Source organism: Albibacterium sp. (assembly GCF_035514885.1).
In the GTDB taxonomy this organism is placed as follows: Bacteria; Bacteroidota; Bacteroidia; order Sphingobacteriales; family Sphingobacteriaceae; genus Albibacterium.
This window is the reverse complement of the sequence record NZ_DATJCH010000012.1, coordinates 484,414-506,975: the sequence shown is the minus strand read 5'-3', so window position 1 is coordinate 506,975 and position 22,562 is coordinate 484,414. Positions and strand designations below refer to the sequence as shown.

The following is a 22,562-nucleotide window of genomic DNA, read 5'->3' as shown; positions in this document are numbered from 1 at the left end:
ATCAATTTGTTACTAATTAAATAATCCAATTTTCTTTATACAGTTTATATACCATTTCATGTAATTCATCAGCCGTTAAATTCAATCCAGCTGTTTCGATGGGTTTCAAAACATGTACCTTCACCGTTCCGGGCTTAGTCCCATTTTTCGCACCATCATCCCAATAAATCTTCCAGGCATCCTCTATAACAATCGGCAATATCGGAATATTAGCATCCACTGCTAATTTAAAAACTCCATTCTTAAACTTTTGTAATACCGGTGGAAACTCATCTGATATCCCTCCTTCCGGAAAAATGGCAATGCTTTTCCCCTCATCCAGATACTCTTTAGCTCTTTTAAATGCTTTATAAGAAGATATTTTACTTGTGCGGTTAACCGGTATATCAATTGTTCTGAAGAAAAATCCTGTTACCGGATTATGCAATAATTCCTCTTTACCCATAAAGCTGAAATCAGCTTTACAAACCTTCATCAACACTGTTATATCTAAATTTGAAGTATGATTTGCACAAATTATATAATTACGAGACCAATCAATAGGTTGATCAATACTGAATTTATAATTAAAACCAGCAAAACGGGAAGCTAAGGAAGCTAATGTTCGTCTTAACCGTATAATTCGGGAACGATTTTTAGAGACATTCTTCCCTAAGAAATAAAAAGCAGGCCTGAAAGAAATAAAGAAGATTAAAACCAACGCTAAATAGAAACTTCTATGAAGGTGTTTCATTCTTACGCCACACTAAATTTCACCATGAGCAAATATACTTTCTTTTAATCCACCCTTTACCCCACTCTTTTTTAACAAGAAATAATGCGAACGAATTGCCTGATACGCCGGATAACAAGTATACGGAAAACCATATTCTTCTGCGTAGCGACGAATAATAGGAGTAATTTTAGGATAGTATGTATGGGCAACATGCGGAAACAAATGATGGGCAACATGGTGGGTAAACCCTCCAAAAAGGAAATTAGCCAGTTTATTATCAGCGCTAAAATCCTTGGTTACCGTTAATTGATGAAGTGCCCAGGTAGTATTCATCTTACCATCTTCTGGTGGCATTGGAAAAACTGCATCTTCATCAACATGGGTTGAAATTAATGCAATTACCCCAAGCATACTTGCCGAAATATGCATAACCAGCCATGCCAGTAAAATCAAATACCAAGGCTGATCTAAAACAAGAATCGGAATTACAATCAGATAAAAAATATTGAATATTTTAGCAGCGAAAAGCTTATAGTACTCTATTTTAGGAATACGAAGTATCCGCTTTAAATAATTATCTTTCGTACCATAGAAGTCTTTAAAATCTCTATTAAACAACCAGTTTAAAGTATAAAATGGATAAATAAACCACATATAAATATGCTGATATTTATGAATCTTTAAGATCGGACTTTCAGGAAAGAGATGAACAATATCACTTTGTTTGATATCAGTATCCCAGTTTTGAACATTTGGATAAGGGTGGTGCAATAGCAAATGTCTTTTAGACCAAATGTAACTATTGCTACCAAACAGCTCTAAAACATACATAAACCGTTTATTCAGCTTTTTATTTTTAAAAACTGCACCATGTGCCGCATCATGAAAAGCGTTGATAAACAAAACCATGGTAGAGAAACCTAAAAAAATATAAGCAAGAAAAAGAAGCCCTGTATTATTACCAAAAACCAATATACAAGCGTAAAGAATAAAATAAAACACTAATACACCGACAGATTTAATAACATTTTTGCGTTGAATAGACGTATCAGTTAATACATTATCCTGAACTTCCTTTTGTAGCTTTCTAAAAAAATCATCTGGGCCGGCTTTCTGATAGGTAGGTCTAATAAATGTTTGTTCCATGCTTGATCTCTAAAAATAAACTGTTTTAATTATATTGGAAAGCATTTTGCAAAAATCGTGCTATCCATTACAAATGGTCATACTTTTATTTAGTATTGTAAAAATACAAATTATAAAAGATAATAATCTTAAATTATTGTCAACTTTAAGCCAGTAATACCTATTCATGAACGACGAAAGAACCTACCGTAAAATAATCCATATTGATATGGATGCATTTTTTGCATCGGTAGAGCAGCGCGATTTTCCTGAATACAGAGGCAAACCTCTGGCTGTTGGTGGCTCTCCCGAGGGCCGTGGTGTAGTCGCGGCTGCTAGTTATGAAGCACGCGTTTTCGGCGTCCGTTCAGCCATGCCTTCACACAAAGCAATACGTCTTTGTCCGCATATTTTATTTGTGCGTCCTCGTTTTGACGTCTATAAAAAAGTATCCGGTAGCATTCGTGAAATCTTCAGAAGATACACAGATCTCATAGAACCCCTATCCTTAGATGAGGCATATTTAGATGTAAGTTATGATAAATTAGGTATTGGCTCTGCACTTGATATCGCAAAAGAGATTCGGGAAGCCATCCGGGAAGAATTGCAACTCACAGCCTCCGCTGGCATCTCGATTAATAAATTTGTAGCAAAAATTGCTTCCGACATCAATAAACCAGATGGTATAACCTTTATTGGGCCTTCAAAAATTGAAGCTTTTATGGAGGCTTTACCTGTTGGAAAATTTCATGGAGTGGGAAAAGTTACGGCCCGCAAAATGGGACAAATGAATCTCCATACCGGGGCTGATCTGAAAAGGTTGAGCGAACATGAATTGGTAAAACACTTCGGTAAGCAAGGACATTTTTATTATAGGATAGTTCGTGGAATTGATGACAGGCCTGTACAGCCTAATCGAGAAACAAAGTCGATCAGCGTAGAAGATACTTTTGAGCACGATTTAACCCGATTAGTAGATATGGATTTTGAACTGGAAAAAATCGCTGAGAGATTAGCAAGCCGCTTGCAAAAACATCAGCTTAAGTGTCGTACCATCACCCTAAAGATTCGCTTTAATGACTTCTCAATTATCAATCGGAGCAAATCTTTATCTCATAATACGGGTGATCTATCAATCATTCTGCAAACAGCAAAAGAATTATTATCAAAAGAGTTATCGGCCGAAGACAAAAGAGTCAGGTTATTAGGAATTACCCTTTCCAATTTTCATGAAGTCATTGTCATAGATAAAAACCCCAAACAATTACGTTTATTTAAGTAAATCAATTCCAAAATGAACCGATTAGATCGCATAACTGCTATTCTTATTCAGCTACAATCTAAACGTGTTATAAAAGCACAAGAGATTGCAGACCGTTTTCAAATCAGTTTAAGAACCGTTTATCGTGATATAAAAAGCTTAGAAGCAGCCGGCATTCCAATAATCGGAGAAGCCGGAGTAGGCTATTCAATTATGGATGGATACAGATTACCTCCTGTTCAATTTACAAAAGAAGAAGCCACCACCTTTTTAATGGCTTCAAAAATTATAGAAAAGTACACCGATGCTGAAAACTATCAACTTTATGCATCGGCATTATTCAAAATCAAGGCTGTACTAAGAAACGTAGAGAAAGAATACCTTGAAGATATTGAACCACATATTCTTGTTCTTAATAACAATCCGCAAGAAGAATCCGGTAACAACCAATTTCTACAAAATATCTTAAATGCCATCAATGGAAAAAAGCTTGTATCCTTACAATATAAAGATTTAAATGCTCAAAAAACCACTAACCGACCCATTGAAACCATTGGAATTTACCTTCAGAATGGCTTTTGGTATTTCATTGCCTTTTGTCGTTTAAGAAACGATTACAGAACCTTTAGAGCCGACCGAATAATCGATTTCAAAATGTTAGATGAATGTTTTCAAACACAGCACCCTACCTTAAAAGAGTATTTAAAGATCAAATCGGAACAGGACAACTTGCAAACCGTAATTCTGAGTGTTGAAAAAAGGCTCTCTAAATACCTTTCTACACAGAAATACTATTATGGCTTTGTATCCGAAGAAGAAAAAGACGATCGAATAGAAATGACATTCCTTTCTGCTTCATTAAAAGGTATTGCCAGCTGGTATTTAACCCTTGCCCGAGGTGCAAACATTATATCACCCGACTCCCTAAAACAAGATGTACGGGATTTAATTGCAGAAATTTCAAAAAAAATATAAAATTATTTTTCCTACTGACACAGGGTTGTCAGCAGCTCATAGTTTCTTTGTTGTACAATTAGAAAAAAGTAAATTCATCACACTTAAAAACAATTTATTATGAAAATGTCTGAAGTATTCTTAAAGGAACTAAAAAACGAAAGCAAAGCAACAAGAGAGATGCTATCTCGTATACCAGACGATAAATTTGGCTGGCAGCCACATCCTAAGAGTATGACTATAAAAAGCTTAGCTACCCATATTGCAGACCTTCCATCTTGGGTTGGCATGGCATTAAACACTACTGAACTGGATTTTGCCAGCACCCCTTATCAACCAAAAGACCTTAATACCACCCAAGAGCTATTGGCCGAGTTGGAAAACAATTTAGCGGATGGAATAAGCCAATTGGAGAATGCCAAAGAGGAACCATTTTCAGAAACATGGACTTTAAGAAATGGTGATACCATATTGAGTACAGGAACAAAAGCAGACATTATTAGAATGTCTCTATCGCAAATTATTCACCACAGAGCACAGCTTGGTGTATTCTTACGCTTGTTAGATATCCCGATTCCCGGAAGCTACGGACCAAGCGCCGACGAATCTTTTTAAAGAACGATCAGATAATTTTATGTTTCACAGCAGTAATAATTAAAGAAAGAGCCTGCGTTGCACCATAATAATATTGGCCGAAAGCTTCCGATGGATATTTCCAATAAACATCTTTTTCAGTATCATCTTTATCGGCACCTTCGGCCAAATTGAAATAAGGTTTCCAACTGTATTAATTAGGTTTGAAGCAAAGTTATTCCCCGTGATTACGTATTGAATACAAATACTGTCTATCAATATCTAAGAGCGTAACCTCCCCCTATTGTTTAATAGAAACGCAAAAAGAGGTTGAAATTTATTCAACCTCTTTTTTTTTATCATAACTTCTTTACCTATGATTGATAGAATGATATCTAAAAAAAATCTTTAGAATAAATAGGTTTGTGCTGTCGGCGTATTCTTTTACCAAGGAATTTCTCCTGTAGCAGGATTGGTTTCTTCACTAAAGAAATTACCGGTCGGACCATTATTATCAATCAGGACGTATTTGATTACTCTATTGGCAGCAACACTGACCTCGCCACCATTAAAGAATGTAAAGTCAGTTTTCGTAAGTCCCGGACAAACGGCATTTACCTTAAAATTTGTATCACGCAACTCATATGCTAACTGGATTGTGTACATATTAAGAGCAGCTTTTGATATTGCGTAAACTCCGTATTTAGCATAGCTGTACGCAGGCCATTCCGGATTACTTTGCAATGAAAGAGAGCCTACGCTGGTACTCAAGTTGACTATTCTTGGTTCTGAGGATTTTTTGAGCAGATCTATAAAAGCTTGTGTAACGTTCGCTGTACCTACCAAATTTGTTTTAAATGCAGCCATGTATTCGTCACTTGTGGCTTCCAGTACGGTGTAAGGATCGCTTCCTCCGTTGATACCTGCATTATTGATGAGTACATCCAAAACCGAAACCTTATTACCTAATTCTTCCCGTGCTGAACGTACCGATGCAAGGTCAGTAACATCCAGTTCTACGGCTTCGACATTTAAAAATCCTTCCGTATTAAGTTTCTGAACTGCCTCCAAACCGTTCTCAATATTACGGCTCCCAATGAATATGAAAAATCCCTTTTCTAAAAGTTGTCTGGCAGTTTCAAAACCGATGCCTTTGTTTGATCCTGTAATTAATACCGTTTTCATATTTTGTAATCTTAAAATTTTCAATACAAAAATCAGGTATTAGACAGTGGGATCATTTACCAAATGGTAAAAAGCGCATCAGCGGATGTTTTTCCGTATTCTGCTAAGAGACTGTTGGGTTACTCCTAAATAGGAAGCTATGTATGATAATGGAACACGGTTCGGAAATAAAGGGTAATTTTCCAAAAATTCAAGATACCTTGTGGTAGCGTCCTGCGAAATTACCGGGCCTTTCCTTGACTTTTGGTACATGCACAGCTGTACCATTTTATTCTTGATATTGTCCCAACCCACGATAGTATGGGATAGCTCTTCCCAATTCTTTTTTGAAAATACGATAAGACAACAATCTGTAATAGCTTGCAAGTACTCAGAAGATGAGGTATCTGCCTCGAAGTTGACATAATCACATACAAGGCTGTTTTCGCTGATGAAACAACGGGTAATTTCTTCACCTGTATTATTGTAATAACAACCACGAACAACACCTTCTACTATAAATCCAACCTCCTTTGGAATTTTGCCCGCCTCAGAAAAATAATCTTCTTTTTTTAATTGCAGGATTTGTCCCTTGCTTATTACAAGTTCAATTTGCTGCTTGTTAAGATTTCCAAATTGCAGAATATATCCAATTAATTCTTCCATATGTGCAAGTTAAAAATTATATCCTTTGGCTTATTTACCATTTGGTAAAAACAACTTCTGATAGCTCATTACCGATTTATTTAAGCCACCAGATAAGTGATCATGTCCGGCCAAATACTACTGCCACTTAATGCCAATGACTAAAATATAGAAAAATACACAAAAAGCCTTTATAAAGACTTACAATAAAAATCAAGCAGAATATGGAAGTCCTATTTTAAAGAAGAGTATTGGCTGGATAACACTTTCTGGTATATCAGCATACTTGGCCGTATCAATACAATGAAAAGAATTTCCATTATCTTCAGCCTTCCCGTGCAACGTTAACTGATAATATTGACTTGCTCTTTCAACCTGGCCGTAGGTTGCAAGGGATATAAAACTAATAAGGATGGATAGAACTATTTTCATGAAATAAAGACAGATATTATGTATAAACCCAAAATTATATTAGATTAAAAAAACCTTAATTTAAGTCGGTGGAAATAAAGACGAAAAGAAAATTGGTACGACTTAGAAACAGTGCATTTCGAAGATACATTCGAAAGCATGAAAAGCACCTACCTGTACTATTTTTCATGGGAGGATTCATCTTTGACACCATGACCCTAGGCAGAATAGATCGAATATATGATCTTAGTATCCTTTGCCTCCACATGATATTCCTAACGGTAAATATCTATCTTCTTAATTTAGCTGATGATCAAAAGTGGAAAAACACCTTTATCGAGAGATTCGAGATCTACCTTCCTTTAGCCATACAATTTTCTTTTGGTGCACTTTCAAGTGCCTACGTCATTTATTTCTCAAGGAGCGTCTCTCTATCAAAAACAGCTTCATTTTTCATCATTTTAGTCTTTATACTATTCGCAAACGAATTGTTGAAAAAACGAATCTCAAATAAATACTTGCAATTTAGCGTACTCTATTTCTTAAGCTTTACATTTTTCAGCTTTATAATTCCCGTTTTTATCAGAAAGATGAATCAAGATATTTTTCTGATCTCTGGATTTACTAGTTTAGCTTATATTTTCAGCCTACTAATTTTTATCTACCTAGTAAGTCCCAGCACCCGCAAAGAAGTTCATTTAGGGAAAATGATCAGCATGATCTTGATACTTTATACAACATTAAACTTCTTTTATTTTTTTAAACTAATCCCTCCTGTTCCCTTAGCATTGGAAGAGGGTATTGTTGCCCACCAGGTAGAAATAAGCAATGATAAGTACAAAGTTATCTATGAGGCAGATGAATGGTATATATTCTGGAGAGACCACCGATTGGAGTTCACACACCGTCCAAATGAAGATGTTTATATTTTCACATCCATCTTCGCTCCTACCAACCTGGAAAAAGCCATTGCGCATCGTTGGAAATGGTTAAACCCGACTACTAAAAACTGGGAAATTGTAGAAGACATTGCCTATGAAATCAAAGGCGGCAGAACAGGCGGCTATCGAGGATATACCTACAAAAACAATGTTAAGAACGGAATCTGGAAAGTAGAAGTCATTACTGTAGACGAAGAGCTTGTTTTAGGTGTGGTTGATTTTGAAATTGTTTCAGGGTCTAGCACAAAACAAATAGATTTAAAGGAAAGAACGTTTTAGTCAAAAGGGATATTAATTCCTTGAATCTCCTTATATTGTTATTATGATGTCAACCTATTCAAATAATAAAATGACCAATTTTAAATTAATAGGATTAAAACTAAACGGAAAAACAAAAAACGAAAACGGACAATCTGGAAAAGACTGTGGTGAGTTATGGCAATATTTTGAAGAAAACAAAATAGCGGGATTTATACCGAATAAAATTTCTGAAACTATTTATGCTGTTTACTATGATTATGAGCAGGACGAAAATGGACTTTTTTCATATTTCATCGGATGTAAAGTTGATGAAAACACTGAAAAACCTAAAAGTTTAGACGAAATCATAATTCCTCAACAAAACTATCATAAAGAAACTGCCAAAGGTCAAATGACAGGTTGTATTGCTGATGCCTGGACAAGAATTTGGAACTCTAATCTCAATCGGAAATTTGGTTTCGACTTTGAAGTATATGATGAGAGAAGTCTCGATTGGAACAATGCAGAAATTGACATTTTCATTTCTATAAACAATTAAAGTAAAGACGCAAACCGTTAGCAGTCATTGTACCGAAGTTCACGAAGGACAGAAAACATATAGAATTTAATGACAAACAAGAAAAACATTTTAGCAATTATTGGAAGTGCGAGTTCAATTTCTTCAAACCTAAGACTTGTTGAAAAAATCGCAAGTTTGACAAGCAAAGAATTTAACCTGACAATCTATAACGACCTAAAAACTTTACCCCATTTTGACCCTGAACTTTCGGACAATCCACCAAAACAAATAATTGAATTTCGAAAAAATATTGAAAAAGCAGACGGAATAATTTTCTGTACACCAGAATATGTTTTTAGTATTCCAAGTGGACTGAAAAACTCAATTGAATGGTGTATTTCGACAACAATTTTTTCGGACAAACCAATTGGAATAATAACGGCTTCTGCAAGTGGACAAAAAGGACACGAAGAATTACAACTAATAATGAAAACAATAATGGCAAAATTTACAGACGAAACTTGTTTATTAATTCAAGGAATTAAGGGAAAATTTGACGAACAAGGAAATTTAACTGACAAGGAAACTGAAAAAAAAATATATGTATTTACAAATGCTTTAATAAATTTAATAAACTAAAACCCAACCGTTAGTATAATCCCAAACAACACACATCAACAGCACCTACAATAAATTGGCGGTTCAGTAGTTAAATAGTACTTTGTGCTTCGAAATCACCAACTTCTTATAGCTTGGACTCGCAATGGCTATTTATGCAACACTCAATTTTTTGACCCATCAAAGCAAACAATGATAAACGTAATTGTAACTTACACGGTAAAACCAGCATTTGTTGAAGAGAACAAAAAGAATATTCAAAAATTTCTTGATGACTTTAAAAACCTTGATACATCGACTTTTGAATATAATATTTACACAAAAGATGATAATACTACATTCGTTCACTATTCTACTTATCGTAACGAGGAAGTTCAAACTGAAATCTTGAATGTTCCATCATTCAAAGAATTCCAGAGGTTAAGAGACGAAAGTGGACTTAATGGAACGCACACAGTTGAAATATTGACTTATGTAGGTTCTTCAAAAAATGAATAAACTAAAAATATATCTAGAAAGCTTAATCCATTTTACAGATAGTGAAATGAAAGTATTCACTTCACTATTCTCTGAAATTCAGTTGAAGAAGTCTGATTATCTTGCCAAAGAAGGAGAATATTCAACAAAATTAGCTTTTGTCTCAAACGGAGTCTTAAGAGCCTTTTTTCGTGATAAATCGGGAAGTGAATACAATAAAACATTTTTCACGCCATCAAGCTTTGTTGCAGCTTACTCCTCAATAACAACAAAGCAGAAAAACCTAATTAACATTCAGTGTTTAACAGACTGCACACTCTTTTTTGCTGATTTTAATCAACTCACCTCTCTTTATAAAGAGTATCCAAAGTTTGAAAGTCTTGCTCGAATATTAGCAGAATACAAATTTACCATAAAAGAGAAACGTGAAATTGAACTCGTTACTCTTGAAGCGACCGAACGCTATGAAATTTTCAAAAAAGAACATCCTGATTTAGAAAACCTAATTAATCAGTACCATATCGCTTCCTATCTAGGTATTACTCCAACTCAATTGAGCCGAATAAGGGCAAAAAGGTAAAATCTTTACCTATGTAAATGTTTTCAAATTTTATTCTCGTGAATTTTGTCTTAACACGAAAAATAATTTAATAGGATAAAATGAAGAAAACAATAAGCGTGATTATCGTTATGGCCATGGCCACAGTAAAGGTTTCTGCACAAAGTAATAAGATATTATTCATAATGAGTGCAGCAGATACCTTAGAATTAAACAACGGAGAAAAGCTTCGACAAACCGGGGTTTTTCTAAATGAGTTTTATCTTGCCTACAAATCGGTAACCGAAGCTGGATATACCGTAGATATCGCAACACCAAATGGAATAGTTGCAACAATAGATGAAGAAAGCATTCAAGACAAATATTGGAAAAACAGCTTAAATGTAAAAAAGGAGGCAATATCATTTACTAAGACAAATAGTTTGTTTAACAATCCAATAACACTTGAAAAGGCTCTCGAAAAAAAATCAGAGTATATAGGCTTAATAATTCCTGGTGGACAAGGCTTAATGGTAGACTTGAAAGATGATAATAACATACCAATCCTTTTAAAGTATTTTGCAAAGGAAAATAAACCAACTGGACTTATTTGCCACGCTCCAAGTCTGATATTAACTATTCCAAAAAATGAAAACCCATACATCGGTTTCAAAGTTAATTCGGTCTCACCCATTGAGGAGTTCGTTATTGAACGTTTCATCATGAAAGGAAAACCTGAAAATAGAAAAACAGCAAGGGGATTAAGAAGATTAGGGTTAAAATATAGAAGTGGACTACCAAAAGCAAACTATGCGGTAAAGGACAGAAATTTAGTGACCAGTCAGAATCCATTTTCTGGTTCTTCCTTTAACAAACTATATTTAGAAGCATTAACTGAATATTTATCGAAAGAATAAATCTCATATTAACAAGAATACTTTATTAATAGTTTCGCTATTTTGCAAATGATTAATATATTTCTCTACTAGTCAATGTTTTAATATATTTACTTAAGAATAAAACGCTATACATATATAACGTTGATTGGCGAAATATGATTTCGTTAATACAGATGTTGGCGGTCATTATAACGGACGGTTCAACGAAGAAATTGAAACTTTAAAAATAATAGTATGACAAATGACATTCTAACAGTAGAAACTCAAATGTTAATCAGGAAACCTGTATCAACAGTTTTTCTTGCATTCATCGACCCTAAAATCACTACAAATTTTTGGTTCACAAAGTCAAGTGGAGAATTAGAAGAAAGTAAAACTTTGAAATGGGAATGGGAGATGTACGGAATTTCAATTAATGCACACGTAAAAAAGATAATCCCCAATAAGAAAATAACAATAGAATGGGATGAGCCAATGACAACCATAGACTTCGAATTTATAGAAATAGCAGAAGATAAGACTTATGTTGTGATTAAGAACTATGGTTTTAACTTAAAGGGCGATGAACTTATTGATAAAATTAAAGATAGTACAGGTGGGTTTACGACTGTATTGGACGGACTAAAAGCATATTTGGAACACGGTATTAATTTGAATTTAATTGCAGATAAGTACCCAAAAGAAGTTGTTAATCACGGACATTAAATTGACAAACTTAATGACTAAAAACAACGAACCGCCAACAACGGCTATGCGCCAGGCGTAATCCGTCCTTCGGTTGACAGATTACGGATACGAGAAATGTTCGTTTCCAAAAGGACCATTTTAGTAAAAACCCCGCCCGGCGCATAGCCGCGGAACGTTAGTATAATCCAAGACCTACACACACCAACAAAGTGACAAGAAAAACAAATCGCAAGAAATATGTTAGGACTTAGAACAACAATTTATAAAGTTGGAGACATTCAAAAAGCAACAGAATGGTACTCAAAAGCGTTTGAAACGAAGCCCTATTTCAACGAACCTTATTATGTCGGCTTCAACATTAAAGGATACGAATTAGGCCTTCAACCGGAAGAAAATCCGACTTTAAATAAAGTTGAAAGTGTAGTTTCGTATTGGGGTGTAGAAGATATACAAAAGACTTTTGACAGACTTATTGAATTAGGAGCGATCGAAAATGAAAAACCTTTCAACGTTGGTGGTGAAATAATGACAGCAACGCTGAAAGACCCATTCGGAAATGTAATTGGCTTAATTTTCAACCCACATTTTCAACTTGACTAATAGTGGCCTGCCTACCAACTATCACGATCCTAAATGAACGGATTGCAAGAACTTTTTGAAAACCAATAAAAGGGACTGAGGTTGCTCCTCCGGCACATAATGTCCGCAATCTACAATCACTTCACATAATCCATTTTCAGAGAGTGCATTATGTTTATTACCCCTTGTATAGTAAGCTATCTTTTTTTCCTTAATGTGGATGAAATCAGATTTCATAATCTTTATTTTATTCTTGTAAAAGTCGGCAACAATTCATCCATAATAGTTATATAAAAGCAAGTTTATATAAAAAAAACAAGTTTATATAAGTTAAAAAAGTATCTTTAAAGGTAAAATATATCCAAATAAACCATAAGTAAAAAAATCATGAGTAAAAGACATTACATTGCAAACTTTATACTAGCTGTGGCACTATGTTCCACAACAGTATACGGTCAGACCAACACAAACCCACAAAAAACATTAAAAGAAGCCTACGCTGGTAAATTTCTCATAGGAACTTCAACCGATTTAAGAGGGCTTTCGGAAGCAGAGTTAGCAAATGTCAAAGCACATTATGACATTAATACACCTGAAAACTCCATGAAACCGCAACCCATACACCCTTCTGAAGGCAGGTATAATTTTGAATCTCCAGATGCCATGGTTGCTTGGTGTAAGGAGAATGGCATAAAGGTTTGGGGACATACTCTATTGTGGCATTCACAAACAGCTCCTTGGTTCTTTCAAGCAGATAACACAGATGCTGAACCAGTTACTGGCCCTCCAACACGCCCAACAAGAAACAGAGACCCCAATGCCCCTCGCCCATCTATGTCTGAAATGTGGCGTAATAGCATCAAGGGAGAGCTAGCTAGTCGCGAAGTAGTACTTCAACGTCTTAAGGATCATATTATGACTGTTGCCGGACACTACAAAGGTTCGGTTATCGGATGGGATGTTGCCAATGAATCGATTGCCGATGGTGGTGACGGAACAACAGAAAACCTACGAGATTTTAGCTGGTATAAGGTTGTTGGACCAGAAGTACTAACCTTAGCATTTAAATGGGCTCACGAAGCTGATCCGAATGTAGATCTTTACTATAACGACTACAATATTGAGCAAGGTGCCGTTAAAAATACAGGTAAACACGCCAGTTCTATGTTATTATTGAAGCGTCTTATCGCAGAAGGAGCTCCAATTACTGGTGTTGGTATTCAAGGACACTGGCACTTAGACACCAATTTGGAAGACGTTGAAAAAGCCATTGAAAATTACGCATCTCTTGGTCTAAAAGTTTCTATTACAGAATTAGACGTAACAGCAACTGGGAATAATAGTGGCGCTTTCGGTGTGAACCAAGGCGACAGATCTATACCAGCAGAGAATTATGAAAAACAAGCTGAAGTATACAGAAAACTGTTTGAGATTTTTATGCGCCACTCAGATGTTATTGATCGTGTTACTTTATGGGGCATTAGCGATACTAGATCTTGGCGTAGAGGACAAGACGCCCTTTTATTTACTGGAGACCTGAAACCAAAACCAGCTTTCACAGCGGTTATTGAAGCTAGTTCAAATTAAATAAAACAACGAACTCTCTAATCATTAGGGAGTTCGTTGTTTATAACCATTATACTTCTCCCCCCTACCTCTTATACCAAACACCCAATATAGCACAAGGATTAAAGCTCTTATTATTTAAATAGCCATAGCCCTCCGGAGTCACATACAACCTCAATCCGAAAGCAAGAAGCAGCATACCATTTTCAATTGGAGTTTTTCCTGCGAGCAATGGGATTTCAAAATTCTGTTCCTCAAATCCTTTCGAAATATTGAAACGTTCCGATTCAAAATAATGAATTACCTCAGCATACTCATCGTCGAAATCATAATGGATTAACGCGAACGCGAAACCCAAATAAGACATATCACTCATCAAACTTTTTTTTGAAGGATCAGCCTTAAATTCAGCGATACTAATTGTAGAATTATCCCCAGCTATTGTTACTTTTGGATTTTCCAGAAGTATATCACTAATCTGTACTTTTGAATTAATAACCATTCTTTCAAAACCAGGAACTACGTTCCAATCATCATAAGCCGGATCTTTATTGATTTCTGTTTTAGAAAAGAAGTTACCTCTAAAAAAGCTAACCATACTACAATACAGTGACCCTTCTTGAAGGCTTAAAGAAAAAAATTTCAGCAATCTGAAAACCCTTGAACTTTGAGTGGATGCTTTCCCAAATCTTTTACTTTCCACGATAGTGCCTTTTCGAGGTTTCACCGTACGCGGGTAGGATTGAATGATTTCCTGTCCGTTCAATACGCGATAAACATAGTTTCCAATCCGTCCATGAATTTTACCATTCTTAATAATTGCCATAATCTTAAAATTTAATGCGTGAAACAAAACCAAAGATTGGCGAATTATATGCGGAAGGCTAGTTTGTGAGAAAATTGCTTAATGAAACGGGCATTTGATTAACAACAGGATTAAATGATTAGGAACAGCTAAAATATACGTTCTCCATTAACAGAACGTACATTAAACGATCCATCTCTATACCTTCTCCTACATTACAGAAAACTTACAGAAAGATTACACTGCTATATCTACGCTATAAAAGCCAAAAAAGCGTAGACATACCACAGGAATAATTCTCTAATAACTCTGATATGTATTACAAGGTCCTTAGATGTTACATACCAGTTATATAGACTACTATATTCGATTGAGTAGATCGAGGTTGAAAGTAAAACTAAAAGTAAAATTATTTGTCATACTTATTTACAAAGTATGGACAAGATAGAAAAAGTTACCCTAATAGAATCAAATAAAAGTTGGAATGGGAATGATTTACCAGAGTATCCGGATGGGAAACCCAAAATAACGATTCTGAAAATAACGATCCCTCCCCATTCTAGATTAAGTATTCACAAACATTTGGTTATCAATGCCGGCGTACTAACAAAGGGTGAATTAACCGTAGTGGATGAACAAAATAATGAGCTGCTTTTAAAAGAAGGTGATGCCCTGGTTGAGTTAGTAAATACTTGTCATTTTGGTGAGAATACAGGAGACTCTCCTGCTGAGATCATTGTTTTTTATGCAGGAACCGACGATTTACCAATAACGATTGATGAGAATCCTAAATTAAGCGATTGTTATAAAGCTTGGGAAGCATCAAATGAATGAGTGAAACGATTATTTTTATTCGGAATTCTTCAATTGTAATTTACTTTTTAAGTTGTCCGATTTTATTAAGTACTTCAGTTAATTGATCAGGCTTTTTTGTACCTATCAATAATTTCTTCTTATTGGTAAATATAAGTTGTAACCCTATATTACCTGAAACATTGTAAGCCGTTCCGCTTCCAAAAACACTAAATCTTACTCCCCAACCACCATACTCAACAAGAGGTCTGTATTTCCTTACAAATGAACTGGAGATACTGTCCCACGGATAATGCTTGAAAGAGATACGAAACGGAAAAAACCTGACATAGATACCATCATGCTTTACCTGAGTTTCTAACTTAATAAGTGCAAATGCAACGGTAAGCAGAACAACTATGATTGTAATAATGATAAGTCCCTCGTTACTCATAGGCTTATCACCAAATTGCTGTCCATCAATTATTTGCTTGTATACTCCTATTAAGAACAATGCATCAATCCCAAGAAAAATTAACCAGAACCACCACTGTTTAAATCTCTGTTGTTCGCTAAATAAAATCTCGTTGTTCATGTATTAATTTATGACTGTATTAATCTATTGGCTGAAAATACTAATAAGTCTAATCTATTTAATCTCTATTTGAAATAAACTTACTGTTGCATTGTGATAATGTAATGGAAGTTCATCAGTGTTCTTCAGTTTTAAAAGACCCAGAAAGTCAAAACCGCATTTTGAATAATGGCTGATAAGTCCTATATTTTCTCCTACAGTATCCATGCGAATGAACTTTTTATTATGATCTTTTGCATGCTGTTTCGCCCAATCAACGATTTTAGCAACTAAACTCTGCCCTCTAAAATCCGGATTGACTGCTATTCTATGGATATACACAGCTGGATCTTCATTTCGCTCTTCCCAGATCTGAGGATCGCTAAATGTTGTTGCCCAAACACAGGCAATCTTGCCGTCAATGATGATTTTCCATTGTCGATTTTCCAAGATCTCAGTCTTCACCATTTCTCTTTCGAAGTCCGGCCAAGGCACTACGAGCTTACTTTTCTGATAATTTGTAGCAGCATGGTAAAATTCAAAGATCGTCTCTATGTCGTTTAAAGTACTGTTTTCTATTTTCATTAGTTGGGACAGCTATTTTTTATTTTTTCTTAATGACTGCTTTAATAAACTCAACACATAATCGATGTCATCCAAATCGCTAAGTTTAATTTCATAAGAACCGTTTCCCCAGTGTCCAACATTTGAAACGTCTCTTGCTATTTGTTTTTGATCTTGCAAATCGCCACTTTTTAAATTAATATAGATTTTTAATCCTTTCCATTGCAATACAATGTCACAGAAAATATTGTTATCTACCTTAAACCCAATGGTCTGCTTTTTAGGTTGTGTTGTTACATTGTCGTCTAAACTAATGAGCCTTTCTTTTACCTGTTCATAAAGTTCTCTAGTTTCAAAGTCAACTTTTTGCAAATGGTCCTGTTCTGTAAAGACTTTAACTTCTTTGCTAACATTTTCAACAATTTTATCGTTTCTCGAAATTGTCTTTATGCTTTCATTTGTTGTTGATTTTTGAATCTGTTCAAACGAAATCGTATCATTTTCAAATCGCTTTATTTCATAAAGTTCAATTGGTAAGTCCTTAAAATTAATTGCTTCCCTCTGATAGTTCGTGAAGGATGGGGAAATAAAAATCACTCTCGACTGCGTCCAATCAACATCACTTCTCTTTAATGTGGTCTGTTGACTCTCATTATATTCAAGTATAAAATCAGCTTTATTATTTAACATAAGAGAGAGGTAAGCATAACCTTGATCTATAACGCTAAAATTTTTATCGCGCTTGTATTCAATAATTACAAAAGATTTGTTCTCTCTATCAAAGGCTAGAGTATCAATACGAAAATTGTGCAACGCAAACTCTGTTTTTATAAAATCAAGGTGCAAAAGTGAATTCAAATTATTTTCAATAATCTTCTGAATATCCCTTTCAAGTTTAAAGGAAAGTTCTTTTATGAAGTCAAGTTGTGGTCCAAGTTTGTATATCGCCATTTTAATTCCAGTTTCGTTAAACTTCTATAAATGTAACAACTAAACGGATTAGATAAAAAAGATCGAGGGAATGGGTAACAGAAAAAAGAATTACCTTATTAAATACAAGTAATAACAACCAAATTATTTGCATTTCATAAATAACAAGTGTAAATTTACACTTTACATCGTTAGCATGATAAAAAGCTTTAAACACAAAGGATTAAGACTACTTTGGGAAGAAGGAAAAGTAAACAAGTTGCCTACTGAACATGTGAATCGTATTGAACGTATGCTTGAAATCATAGATAGTGCCGAACATGTTCCAGAAGATTTTAGCGTATTTCTAAATTGGAATATTCATAAACTATCTGGCGATTTAAAAGACTATTGGAGCATCAAAGTGAATAAGAACTATCGTATTATTTTTTACTTTGATGGCCAACATGCTTATGATTTAGATTATATTGATTATCACTAAAAAGAAAGAAATGGACAGAAAGATGAGGAATATCCATCCCGGTGAGATATTAAGGGAAGAAATTATTCAGGCTCACGAATTAAAAATAGGTGAAACAGCAAAAATGCTTGGCATATCTCGTCAAATGCTAAATAATATTATTCATGAAAAATCAGATATAACTCCAGATATGGCATATCGGATATCTCTAGTATTTGGTGGAACAGCCGAAATATGGGCAAATATGCAAACAAAGTATAATTTGCATATCGCTGCTGAAAAAGCTAAAACATTTAAGCTAGAACCTTATCGTAGGTAGTTAAACTCCAGTTTAACACTTGCTCATGTGTATCGCCGTTTATTGGATTAGATTGAATATTTATTCAATCTTTATTTATTGGTCATTACTTGATAGGTAGGATCTTCAATAATATTCACATCAATAACCGATTCAGCATTTTTAAGTAACTGTCTGCAATCTTGACTTAAATGGCGTAAACGCAACTTTTTACCCTTCTTTTTATACTTCTCCGTAATTTTATTCAGAGCTTCAATCGCAGACATATCGACAACCTTGCTTTCTCTAAAATCTATTATTACTTCTTGTGGGTCATTCAGCACATCGAATTTTTCTGTAAAGGCAGCAATAGAACCAAAAAAAAGTGGACCAAAAATCTCATAATGTTTGATTCCATTTTCATCTAAGTACTTTCTTGCGCGTATTCTTTTAGCACTTTCCCATGCAAATACCAAAGCCGAAATAATAACACCAATCAATACCGCCAACGCCAAATTGTGTAAGAGTACTATAATCAATGCTACCAGCATACCTATAAAGATATCATGACGCGGCATTTTATTGATAATTCTAAAACTTACCCATTCAAAAGTTCCGATGGCTACCATCATCATCACACCAACCAAAGCCGCCATTGGAATTTGTTCAATTACTGGACCTCCCACTAAAATAATCAGTAAAATTGTAAGAGCACCGATAATTGCCGAAAGTCTTGCTCTGGCTCCCGCACTTATGTTCACCAAAGTTTGGGCAACCATCGCACAACCACCCATTCCTCCGAAGAAACCATTAGTTATATTTGCAATACCTTGAGCTACAGCTTCTCTATTAGATTGTCCTTTTGTATTGGTTATCTCATCCACCATGTTCAATGTTAGGAGGCTTTCTATCAATCCAACGCCTGCCATGACTAAAGCATAGGGGAAGATTATTTTCAGGGTCTCTATATCGAAGGGGATTTGCGGTATATGAAAAGAAGGTAGCGAGCCTCTTACAGAAGCTATATCAATTACCTTCTTTGTATCTATATTGAAGAAATAAACGATTCCAAACACGACTAATATGGCTACAAGGGAAGCTGGAACGGCCTTAGTAAATTTTGGCAGTAAAAATACAATCGCAATGGTGAGCAAAGTTAAGCCAGCCATCAAATAGAGTGTCGGTCCCTGCATCCAAGTTTCAATACCGTTCTGCACTACTTTAAATTGTGCTACTTGCGCCATAAAAATGATAACTGCCAGACCGTTTAAAAAACCATACATAACGGGATGTGGTATTAAGCGAACAAACTTGCCTAATTTAAAAAGGCCTACCAACATTTGGAGGATACCAGCTAAAACTACAGCAGCAAATAGATATTCTACACCATGTGACGAAGCCAAAGCAATAAGTACTACAACTGTTGCTCCGGCACCACCAGATACCATACCGGGTCGCCCACCCAGGATAGCTGTTACAAGACCCATCAAAAAGGCTGCATATAATCCTGTTAAAGGTGAGAGACCTGCTAGAATAGCAAAGGATAATGATTCTGGAATCATCGTCATAGCGACAGTTAAACCTGCTAGAATTTCATTTTTATAATTTATATTCTGCTTGAAATCAAACAGATTGATTATCTTCTGCATAAACGTATGTACCTAAATTGGCAAGAAAAGTAAAATATACCTGAAGTGAGATCCTCGGGCACAACAAAGAAACCAAAATTAAATTTGGAAAATGTAGGGGTTCCATTAAAATTATATTCTTTTTATATTGTGTTTATGAAATGGAAAATAAAAAATTGAAATACAAATAAATTATAATTGACCTCCACCCTTACCCAAAGTTTCCTTAAAATCTGTATTTTCGCATCCATATGGAAACAGTCGTTAGCGGTATCCGGAGTACCGGGAAATTACACTTAGGAAATTATTATGGTGCAGTAAAGAACTTCATTGAGATGCAGGAAAATTATAACTGCTTCTTCTTTATTGCCGATTGGCATGCGCTTACTACACATCCTACTTCTGCCGAAATGCATAAAAATGTTCGTCAGGTGGTGGTTGAATACCTTGCTGCAGGAATCGATCCTGAAAAGGCAACTATTTACGTTCAGTCGGATGTCCCTGAAATTACAGAACTTTATTTGTACTTAAATATGAATGCTTACATGGGTGAGCTTGAACGTAGTGCTTCTTTTAAAGATAAAGTGCGGGCAAATCCGGATAATGTTAATGCAGGCTTATTGACCTACCCTACACTAATGGCGGCTGATATTCTTATACACCGGGCTACGAAGGTTCCTGTTGGGAAAGATCAGGAACAGCATTTAGAAATGGCCAGAACGTTTGGTAATCGTTTTAACAGGCTTTATAACCAAGATTATTTTCCAGAGCCTTATGCTTTTAGTTCAACGCAGAAACTGGTTAAGATTCCGGGTCTGGATGGAAAAGGCAAGATGGGTAAATCTGAAGGTGAGGGAAATGCTATTTTCCTTTCGGATACTCCAGAGGCTATCCGCAAAAAGGTAATGAAAGCTGTAACAGATTCAGGTCCGACAACTGAAAATCAAGCTAAGCCGGATTATATTCAAAATCTGTTTGATTTGATGGCTGTAGTTTCATCGAATGATACAGTTGCTCATTTCGATGAGTTATACAATACTTGTCAGATTCGCTACGGCGATTTTAAGAAACAATTAGCGGAAGACATGATTGTTGCCACAGAACCGATGCGTTCAAGGATCAATGATATTGCAAACGATCGTGAATATGTTAAAAAAGTAGTTAATTTAGGTGCTGAAAAGGCACGGGCTTCTGCTCAAAAAACTATATCAGACGTACGGGAGTTAATTGGCATCAAATCATTTTAAACAAAAACATGCATATAGCGATTGTTGGAAATATCGGCGCGGGTAAAACTACTCTTACTCGTTTGTTATCTAAACACATGGGATATGAGCCTCAGTTTGAGGCTGTAGAGCATAATCCTTATCTGGAAGATTTTTACAATGATATGAAACGCTGGTCGTTTAACCTTCAAATTTTCTTTTTGAATAGTCGGTTCCGTCATATGCTGGAGCTTCAAAAAGTGCAAAGGAACATTATACAAGATCGTACTATTTATGAGGATGCCTATATTTTTGCAGAAAACCTGCATGATATGGGTTTGATGACGGCTCGCGATTTTCAGAATTACAGCAATATTTTTGAAAGTGTTTTAGAGTTTATTCAACCTCCAGATCTGCTAATATATTTGAGAGCTTCTGTCCCTACCTTGGTTGATAATATTCAATTACGTGGCCGCGATTATGAGGCTGGTATTCGTTTAGATTATTTGTCGAAATTGAACGATAAGTATGAAAAATGGATTAGCTCTTATGATGGCGGGAAGTTGTTGGTTCTCGATAAAGATAAACTGGATTTCGAGAATAACACGGACGATTTATCTTATGTATTGGATAGTGTGAATCGAGAAATAAACGGTTTGTTTTAATCATGAATATCATTGGTATTATCCCCGCCCGCTATGCTTCAAGTCGTTTCCCCGGAAAACCGCTGGTTGATATTGCAGGTAAATCAATGATTCAACGGGTGTATGAAAGATGCCTGCTATCCAAGAGTTTAAATGAAGCTGTAGTAGCTACAGATGATGATAGAATAGCGAATCACGTACAGTCTTTTGGTGGAAATGTTATTCTTACTTCCAGAACACATAGTAGCGGAACAGATCGCTGTGCTGAAGCGGCTAATCATTTTCCGGATGCCGACATTGTTATCAATATTCAAGGAGATGAACCGTTTATACAGCCAGAGCAAATTGACTTACTGGCTGCATGTTTTAATACTCCTGGAACTGAAATAGCAACCCTTGTTAAAAAGGTAGACAGCTATCAGGAACTCTTTAATCACAATACACCTAAAGTGGTGATAGATAGCAATGGAAAGGCTTTGTATTTCAGCAGAAATACGATTCCTTATCAGCGAGATATTCCCGAAAATGAATGGCTGGAAAAGCAAGCTTATTTTAAGCATATCGGAATTTATGGCTTTGACGTAAAAACTCTACAGAAACTACCTCAACTGCCAATATCTTCACTTGAAAAGGCAGAGGCATTGGAGCAATTGCGTTGGTTAGAGAATGGTTATTCTATTCAGACTGCCGAAACAAGCTATCAATCGTATGGTATCGACAGTCCGGATGATATCACCCTCGCATTAAAAGAATTTAAAGACTTCTTGTAA

The 22,562-nt window shown here is 35.4% G+C and carries 30 protein-coding genes; 18 read left to right on the top strand and 12 right to left on the bottom strand.

Translation table 11 applies throughout. The features are described 5' to 3' along the window. Positions 1-16: 16 nt before the first annotated feature. Together VL047_RS06195 and VL047_RS06190 are read right to left on the bottom strand one after the other, a co-directional pair. Positions 17-733 carry a lysophospholipid acyltransferase family protein gene (locus VL047_RS06195; RefSeq protein ID WP_325359228.1) on the bottom strand — a complete coding sequence of 239 codons (717 nt, stop codon included), beginning with the start codon at positions 731-733 and terminating at the stop codon, positions 17-19. A gap of 12 nt (positions 734-745) precedes the next feature. Then, positions 746-1,861, bottom strand: coding sequence for a fatty acid desaturase family protein (locus VL047_RS06190; protein WP_325359227.1), 1,116 nt, complete (start codon positions 1,859-1,861; stop codon positions 746-748). A gap of 166 nt (positions 1,862-2,027) precedes the next feature. On the opposite strand from VL047_RS06190, the gene dinB reads away from it, so the two are divergent. The 3 genes from dinB (at position 2,028) to VL047_RS06175 (ending at position 4,670) form a co-directional block, all read left to right on the top strand. Next, entirely contained in the window at positions 2,028-3,122 is a 1,095-nt protein-coding gene (dinB, locus tag VL047_RS06185; protein WP_325359226.1) for a DNA polymerase IV, read from the top strand. A 12-nt stretch (positions 3,123-3,134) separates the two neighbouring features. Continuing rightward, positions 3,135-4,076: a YafY family protein gene (locus VL047_RS06180; protein WP_325359225.1), complete on the top strand. Its 942-nt coding sequence runs from the start codon at positions 3,135-3,137 to the stop codon at positions 4,074-4,076. Positions 4,077-4,175: 99 nt separating this feature from the next. Further along, complete coding sequence (locus VL047_RS06175) at positions 4,176-4,670, top strand: DinB family protein (RefSeq protein ID WP_325359224.1); 495 nt, start codon at positions 4,176-4,178, stop codon at positions 4,668-4,670. Between the two features lie 7 nt (positions 4,671-4,677). On the opposite strand, the gene VL047_RS06170 is transcribed toward VL047_RS06175, so the two are convergent. From VL047_RS06170 to VL047_RS06155, 4 genes are all read right to left on the bottom strand, one after another. Beyond that, complete coding sequence (locus VL047_RS06170; RefSeq protein ID WP_325359223.1) at positions 4,678-4,818, bottom strand: hypothetical protein; 141 nt, start codon at positions 4,816-4,818, stop codon at positions 4,678-4,680. A 254-nt stretch (positions 4,819-5,072) separates the two neighbouring features. Continuing rightward, positions 5,073-5,813, bottom strand: a complete 741-nt coding sequence (locus VL047_RS06165; protein WP_325359222.1) for an SDR family NAD(P)-dependent oxidoreductase — start codon at positions 5,811-5,813, stop codon at positions 5,073-5,075. A gap of 78 nt (positions 5,814-5,891) precedes the next feature. Beyond that, entirely contained in the window at positions 5,892-6,458 is a 567-nt protein-coding gene (locus VL047_RS06160; protein ID WP_325359221.1) for a Crp/Fnr family transcriptional regulator, read from the bottom strand. A 192-nt stretch (positions 6,459-6,650) separates the two neighbouring features. Further along, positions 6,651-6,869, bottom strand: a complete 219-nt coding sequence (locus VL047_RS06155) for a hypothetical protein (protein ID WP_325359220.1) — start codon at positions 6,867-6,869, stop codon at positions 6,651-6,653. A 68-nt stretch (positions 6,870-6,937) separates the two neighbouring features. Between VL047_RS06155 and VL047_RS06150 the strand changes: the two genes are divergently transcribed. The 8 genes from VL047_RS06150 to VL047_RS06115 all read left to right on the top strand — a co-directional run bounded on the left by VL047_RS06150 (position 6,938) and on the right by VL047_RS06115 (position 12,368). After that, positions 6,938-8,068 (top strand): DUF2914 domain-containing protein, encoded by a 1,131-nt coding sequence (locus tag VL047_RS06150; RefSeq protein WP_325359219.1) that lies wholly within the window; start codon positions 6,938-6,940, stop codon positions 8,066-8,068. 70 nt (positions 8,069-8,138) lie between these two features. Continuing rightward, positions 8,139-8,588: a GyrI-like domain-containing protein gene (locus VL047_RS06145; protein WP_325359218.1), complete on the top strand. Its 450-nt coding sequence runs from the start codon at positions 8,139-8,141 to the stop codon at positions 8,586-8,588. Between the two features lie 69 nt (positions 8,589-8,657). Further along, on the top strand, positions 8,658-9,188 hold the full coding sequence (locus VL047_RS06140) for an NAD(P)H-dependent oxidoreductase (RefSeq protein WP_325359217.1): 531 nt from the start codon (positions 8,658-8,660) through the stop codon (positions 9,186-9,188). Between the two features lie 84 nt (positions 9,189-9,272). Continuing rightward, positions 9,273-9,665, top strand: a complete 393-nt coding sequence (locus VL047_RS06135; RefSeq protein ID WP_325359216.1) for a hypothetical protein — start codon at positions 9,273-9,275, stop codon at positions 9,663-9,665. Then, complete coding sequence (locus tag VL047_RS06130) at positions 9,658-10,224, top strand: Crp/Fnr family transcriptional regulator (protein WP_325359215.1); 567 nt, start codon at positions 9,658-9,660, stop codon at positions 10,222-10,224. The genes VL047_RS06135 and VL047_RS06130 overlap by 8 nt, the downstream gene beginning before the upstream one ends. A gap of 80 nt (positions 10,225-10,304) precedes the next feature. Further along, complete coding sequence (locus VL047_RS06125; protein ID WP_325359214.1) at positions 10,305-11,099, top strand: DJ-1/PfpI family protein; 795 nt, start codon at positions 10,305-10,307, stop codon at positions 11,097-11,099. A 216-nt stretch (positions 11,100-11,315) separates the two neighbouring features. Then, entirely contained in the window at positions 11,316-11,786 is a 471-nt protein-coding gene (locus VL047_RS06120) for an SRPBCC family protein (protein ID WP_325359213.1), read from the top strand. A 219-nt stretch (positions 11,787-12,005) separates the two neighbouring features. Continuing rightward, positions 12,006-12,368, top strand: coding sequence for a VOC family protein (locus tag VL047_RS06115; RefSeq protein WP_325359212.1), 363 nt, complete (start codon positions 12,006-12,008; stop codon positions 12,366-12,368). A gap of 21 nt (positions 12,369-12,389) precedes the next feature. Here VL047_RS06115 and VL047_RS06110 read toward each other — a convergent pair whose 3' ends face one another. Beyond that, positions 12,390-12,584, bottom strand: a complete 195-nt coding sequence (locus tag VL047_RS06110; protein ID WP_325359211.1) for a hypothetical protein — start codon at positions 12,582-12,584, stop codon at positions 12,390-12,392. Positions 12,585-12,734: 150 nt separating this feature from the next. On the opposite strand from VL047_RS06110, the gene VL047_RS06105 reads away from it, so the two are divergent. Then, positions 12,735-13,934 (top strand): endo-1,4-beta-xylanase, encoded by a 1,200-nt coding sequence (locus VL047_RS06105; protein WP_325359210.1) that lies wholly within the window; start codon positions 12,735-12,737, stop codon positions 13,932-13,934. Positions 13,935-13,998: 64 nt separating this feature from the next. Here the strand turns inward: VL047_RS06105 and VL047_RS06100 are convergent, their stop codons facing one another. Continuing rightward, the gene (locus tag VL047_RS06100) at positions 13,999-14,739 is read right to left on the bottom strand and encodes a hypothetical protein (RefSeq protein ID WP_325359209.1); all 741 of its coding nucleotides are present in this window, start codon (positions 14,737-14,739) and stop codon (positions 13,999-14,001) included. Positions 14,740-15,153: 414 nt separating this feature from the next. Here VL047_RS06100 and VL047_RS06095 point away from each other — a divergent pair, with 414 nt between their 5' ends. Continuing rightward, positions 15,154-15,552 carry a cupin domain-containing protein gene (locus VL047_RS06095; RefSeq protein WP_325359208.1) on the top strand — a complete coding sequence of 133 codons (399 nt, stop codon included), beginning with the start codon at positions 15,154-15,156 and terminating at the stop codon, positions 15,550-15,552. A gap of 40 nt (positions 15,553-15,592) precedes the next feature. On the opposite strand, the gene VL047_RS06090 is transcribed toward VL047_RS06095, so the two are convergent. The 3 genes from VL047_RS06090 to VL047_RS06080 are packed head-to-tail and all read right to left on the bottom strand — an operon-like array spanning position 15,593 to position 17,599. Further along, positions 15,593-16,105, bottom strand: coding sequence for a hypothetical protein (locus VL047_RS06090; protein ID WP_325359207.1), 513 nt, complete (start codon positions 16,103-16,105; stop codon positions 15,593-15,595). A 54-nt stretch (positions 16,106-16,159) separates the two neighbouring features. Continuing rightward, positions 16,160-16,669 carry a GNAT family N-acetyltransferase gene (locus VL047_RS06085; RefSeq protein ID WP_325359206.1) on the bottom strand — a complete coding sequence of 170 codons (510 nt, stop codon included), beginning with the start codon at positions 16,667-16,669 and terminating at the stop codon, positions 16,160-16,162. A gap of 12 nt (positions 16,670-16,681) precedes the next feature. Next, positions 16,682-17,599 (bottom strand): DUF5655 domain-containing protein, encoded by a 918-nt coding sequence (locus VL047_RS06080; protein WP_325359205.1) that lies wholly within the window; start codon positions 17,597-17,599, stop codon positions 16,682-16,684. Between the two features lie 175 nt (positions 17,600-17,774). Here VL047_RS06080 and VL047_RS06075 point away from each other — a divergent pair, with 175 nt between their 5' ends. Together VL047_RS06075 and VL047_RS06070 are read left to right on the top strand one after the other, a co-directional pair. Continuing rightward, a complete protein-coding gene (locus tag VL047_RS06075) occupies positions 17,775-18,059 on the top strand; it encodes a type II toxin-antitoxin system RelE/ParE family toxin (RefSeq protein WP_325359204.1) in 285 nt (94 codons plus the stop codon). 10 nt (positions 18,060-18,069) lie between these two features. Beyond that, positions 18,070-18,357, top strand: a complete 288-nt coding sequence (locus tag VL047_RS06070) for a HigA family addiction module antitoxin (protein WP_325359203.1) — start codon at positions 18,070-18,072, stop codon at positions 18,355-18,357. A 71-nt stretch (positions 18,358-18,428) separates the two neighbouring features. On the opposite strand, the gene VL047_RS06065 is transcribed toward VL047_RS06070, so the two are convergent. After that, positions 18,429-19,964: a SulP family inorganic anion transporter gene (locus tag VL047_RS06065; RefSeq protein WP_325359202.1), complete on the bottom strand. Its 1,536-nt coding sequence runs from the start codon at positions 19,962-19,964 to the stop codon at positions 18,429-18,431. 230 nt (positions 19,965-20,194) lie between these two features. Here VL047_RS06065 and trpS point away from each other — a divergent pair, with 230 nt between their 5' ends. The 3 genes from trpS to kdsB are packed head-to-tail and all read left to right on the top strand — an operon-like array spanning position 20,195 to position 22,562. After that, positions 20,195-21,190, top strand: a complete 996-nt coding sequence (trpS, locus tag VL047_RS06060) for a tryptophan--tRNA ligase (RefSeq protein ID WP_325359201.1) — start codon at positions 20,195-20,197, stop codon at positions 21,188-21,190. Positions 21,191-21,198: 8 nt separating this feature from the next. Beyond that, the gene (locus VL047_RS06055) at positions 21,199-21,813 is read left to right on the top strand and encodes a deoxynucleoside kinase (RefSeq protein ID WP_325359200.1); all 615 of its coding nucleotides are present in this window, start codon (positions 21,199-21,201) and stop codon (positions 21,811-21,813) included. Positions 21,814-21,815: 2 nt separating this feature from the next. Further along, complete coding sequence (kdsB, locus tag VL047_RS06050; RefSeq protein ID WP_325359199.1) at positions 21,816-22,562, top strand: 3-deoxy-manno-octulosonate cytidylyltransferase; 747 nt, start codon at positions 21,816-21,818, stop codon at positions 22,560-22,562.

Excerpts from the sequence above, each read along its gene's own strand:
- VL047_RS06125 (WP_325359214.1), top strand. The coding sequence starts at position 10,305 with ATGAAGAAAACAATAAGCGTGATTATCGTTATGGCCATGGCCACAGTA.
- VL047_RS06145 (WP_325359218.1), top strand. The coding sequence starts at position 8,139 with ATGACCAATTTTAAATTAATAGGATTAAAACTAAACGGAAAAACAAAA.
- VL047_RS06175 (WP_325359224.1), top strand. The coding sequence starts at position 4,176 with ATGAAAATGTCTGAAGTATTCTTAAAGGAACTAAAAAACGAAAGCAAA.
- VL047_RS06080 (WP_325359205.1), bottom strand. The coding sequence starts at position 17,599 with ATGGCGATATACAAACTTGGACCACAACTTGACTTCATAAAAGAACTT.
- VL047_RS06110 (WP_325359211.1), bottom strand. The coding sequence starts at position 12,584 with ATGAAATCTGATTTCATCCACATTAAGGAAAAAAAGATAGCTTACTAT.
- VL047_RS06115 (WP_325359212.1), top strand. The coding sequence starts at position 12,006 with ATGTTAGGACTTAGAACAACAATTTATAAAGTTGGAGACATTCAAAAA.
- VL047_RS06090 (WP_325359207.1), bottom strand. The coding sequence starts at position 16,105 with ATGAACAACGAGATTTTATTTAGCGAACAACAGAGATTTAAACAGTGG.
- VL047_RS06105 (WP_325359210.1), top strand. The coding sequence starts at position 12,735 with ATGAGTAAAAGACATTACATTGCAAACTTTATACTAGCTGTGGCACTA.
- VL047_RS06165 (WP_325359222.1), bottom strand. The coding sequence starts at position 5,813 with ATGAAAACGGTATTAATTACAGGATCAAACAAAGGCATCGGTTTTGAA.
- VL047_RS06085 (WP_325359206.1), bottom strand. The coding sequence starts at position 16,669 with ATGAAAATAGAAAACAGTACTTTAAACGACATAGAGACGATCTTTGAA.
- VL047_RS06095 (WP_325359208.1), top strand. The coding sequence starts at position 15,154 with ATGGACAAGATAGAAAAAGTTACCCTAATAGAATCAAATAAAAGTTGG.
- kdsB (WP_325359199.1), top strand. The coding sequence starts at position 21,816 with ATGAATATCATTGGTATTATCCCCGCCCGCTATGCTTCAAGTCGTTTC.
- VL047_RS06065 (WP_325359202.1), bottom strand. The coding sequence starts at position 19,964 with ATGCAGAAGATAATCAATCTGTTTGATTTCAAGCAGAATATAAATTAT.
- VL047_RS06070 (WP_325359203.1), top strand. The coding sequence starts at position 18,070 with ATGGACAGAAAGATGAGGAATATCCATCCCGGTGAGATATTAAGGGAA.
- VL047_RS06055 (WP_325359200.1), top strand. The coding sequence starts at position 21,199 with ATGCATATAGCGATTGTTGGAAATATCGGCGCGGGTAAAACTACTCTT.
- VL047_RS06075 (WP_325359204.1), top strand. The coding sequence starts at position 17,775 with ATGATAAAAAGCTTTAAACACAAAGGATTAAGACTACTTTGGGAAGAA.
- VL047_RS06155 (WP_325359220.1), bottom strand. The coding sequence starts at position 6,869 with ATGAAAATAGTTCTATCCATCCTTATTAGTTTTATATCCCTTGCAACC.
- dinB (WP_325359226.1), top strand. The coding sequence starts at position 2,028 with ATGAACGACGAAAGAACCTACCGTAAAATAATCCATATTGATATGGAT.
- VL047_RS06140 (WP_325359217.1), top strand. The coding sequence starts at position 8,658 with ATGACAAACAAGAAAAACATTTTAGCAATTATTGGAAGTGCGAGTTCA.
- trpS (WP_325359201.1), top strand. The coding sequence starts at position 20,195 with ATGGAAACAGTCGTTAGCGGTATCCGGAGTACCGGGAAATTACACTTA.
- VL047_RS06120 (WP_325359213.1), top strand. The coding sequence starts at position 11,316 with ATGACAAATGACATTCTAACAGTAGAAACTCAAATGTTAATCAGGAAA.
- VL047_RS06160 (WP_325359221.1), bottom strand. The coding sequence starts at position 6,458 with ATGGAAGAATTAATTGGATATATTCTGCAATTTGGAAATCTTAACAAG.
- VL047_RS06190 (WP_325359227.1), bottom strand. The coding sequence starts at position 1,861 with ATGGAACAAACATTTATTAGACCTACCTATCAGAAAGCCGGCCCAGAT.
- VL047_RS06130 (WP_325359215.1), top strand. The coding sequence starts at position 9,658 with ATGAATAAACTAAAAATATATCTAGAAAGCTTAATCCATTTTACAGAT.
- VL047_RS06100 (WP_325359209.1), bottom strand. The coding sequence starts at position 14,739 with ATGGCAATTATTAAGAATGGTAAAATTCATGGACGGATTGGAAACTAT.
- VL047_RS06195 (WP_325359228.1), bottom strand. The coding sequence starts at position 733 with ATGAAACACCTTCATAGAAGTTTCTATTTAGCGTTGGTTTTAATCTTC.
- VL047_RS06180 (WP_325359225.1), top strand. The coding sequence starts at position 3,135 with ATGAACCGATTAGATCGCATAACTGCTATTCTTATTCAGCTACAATCT.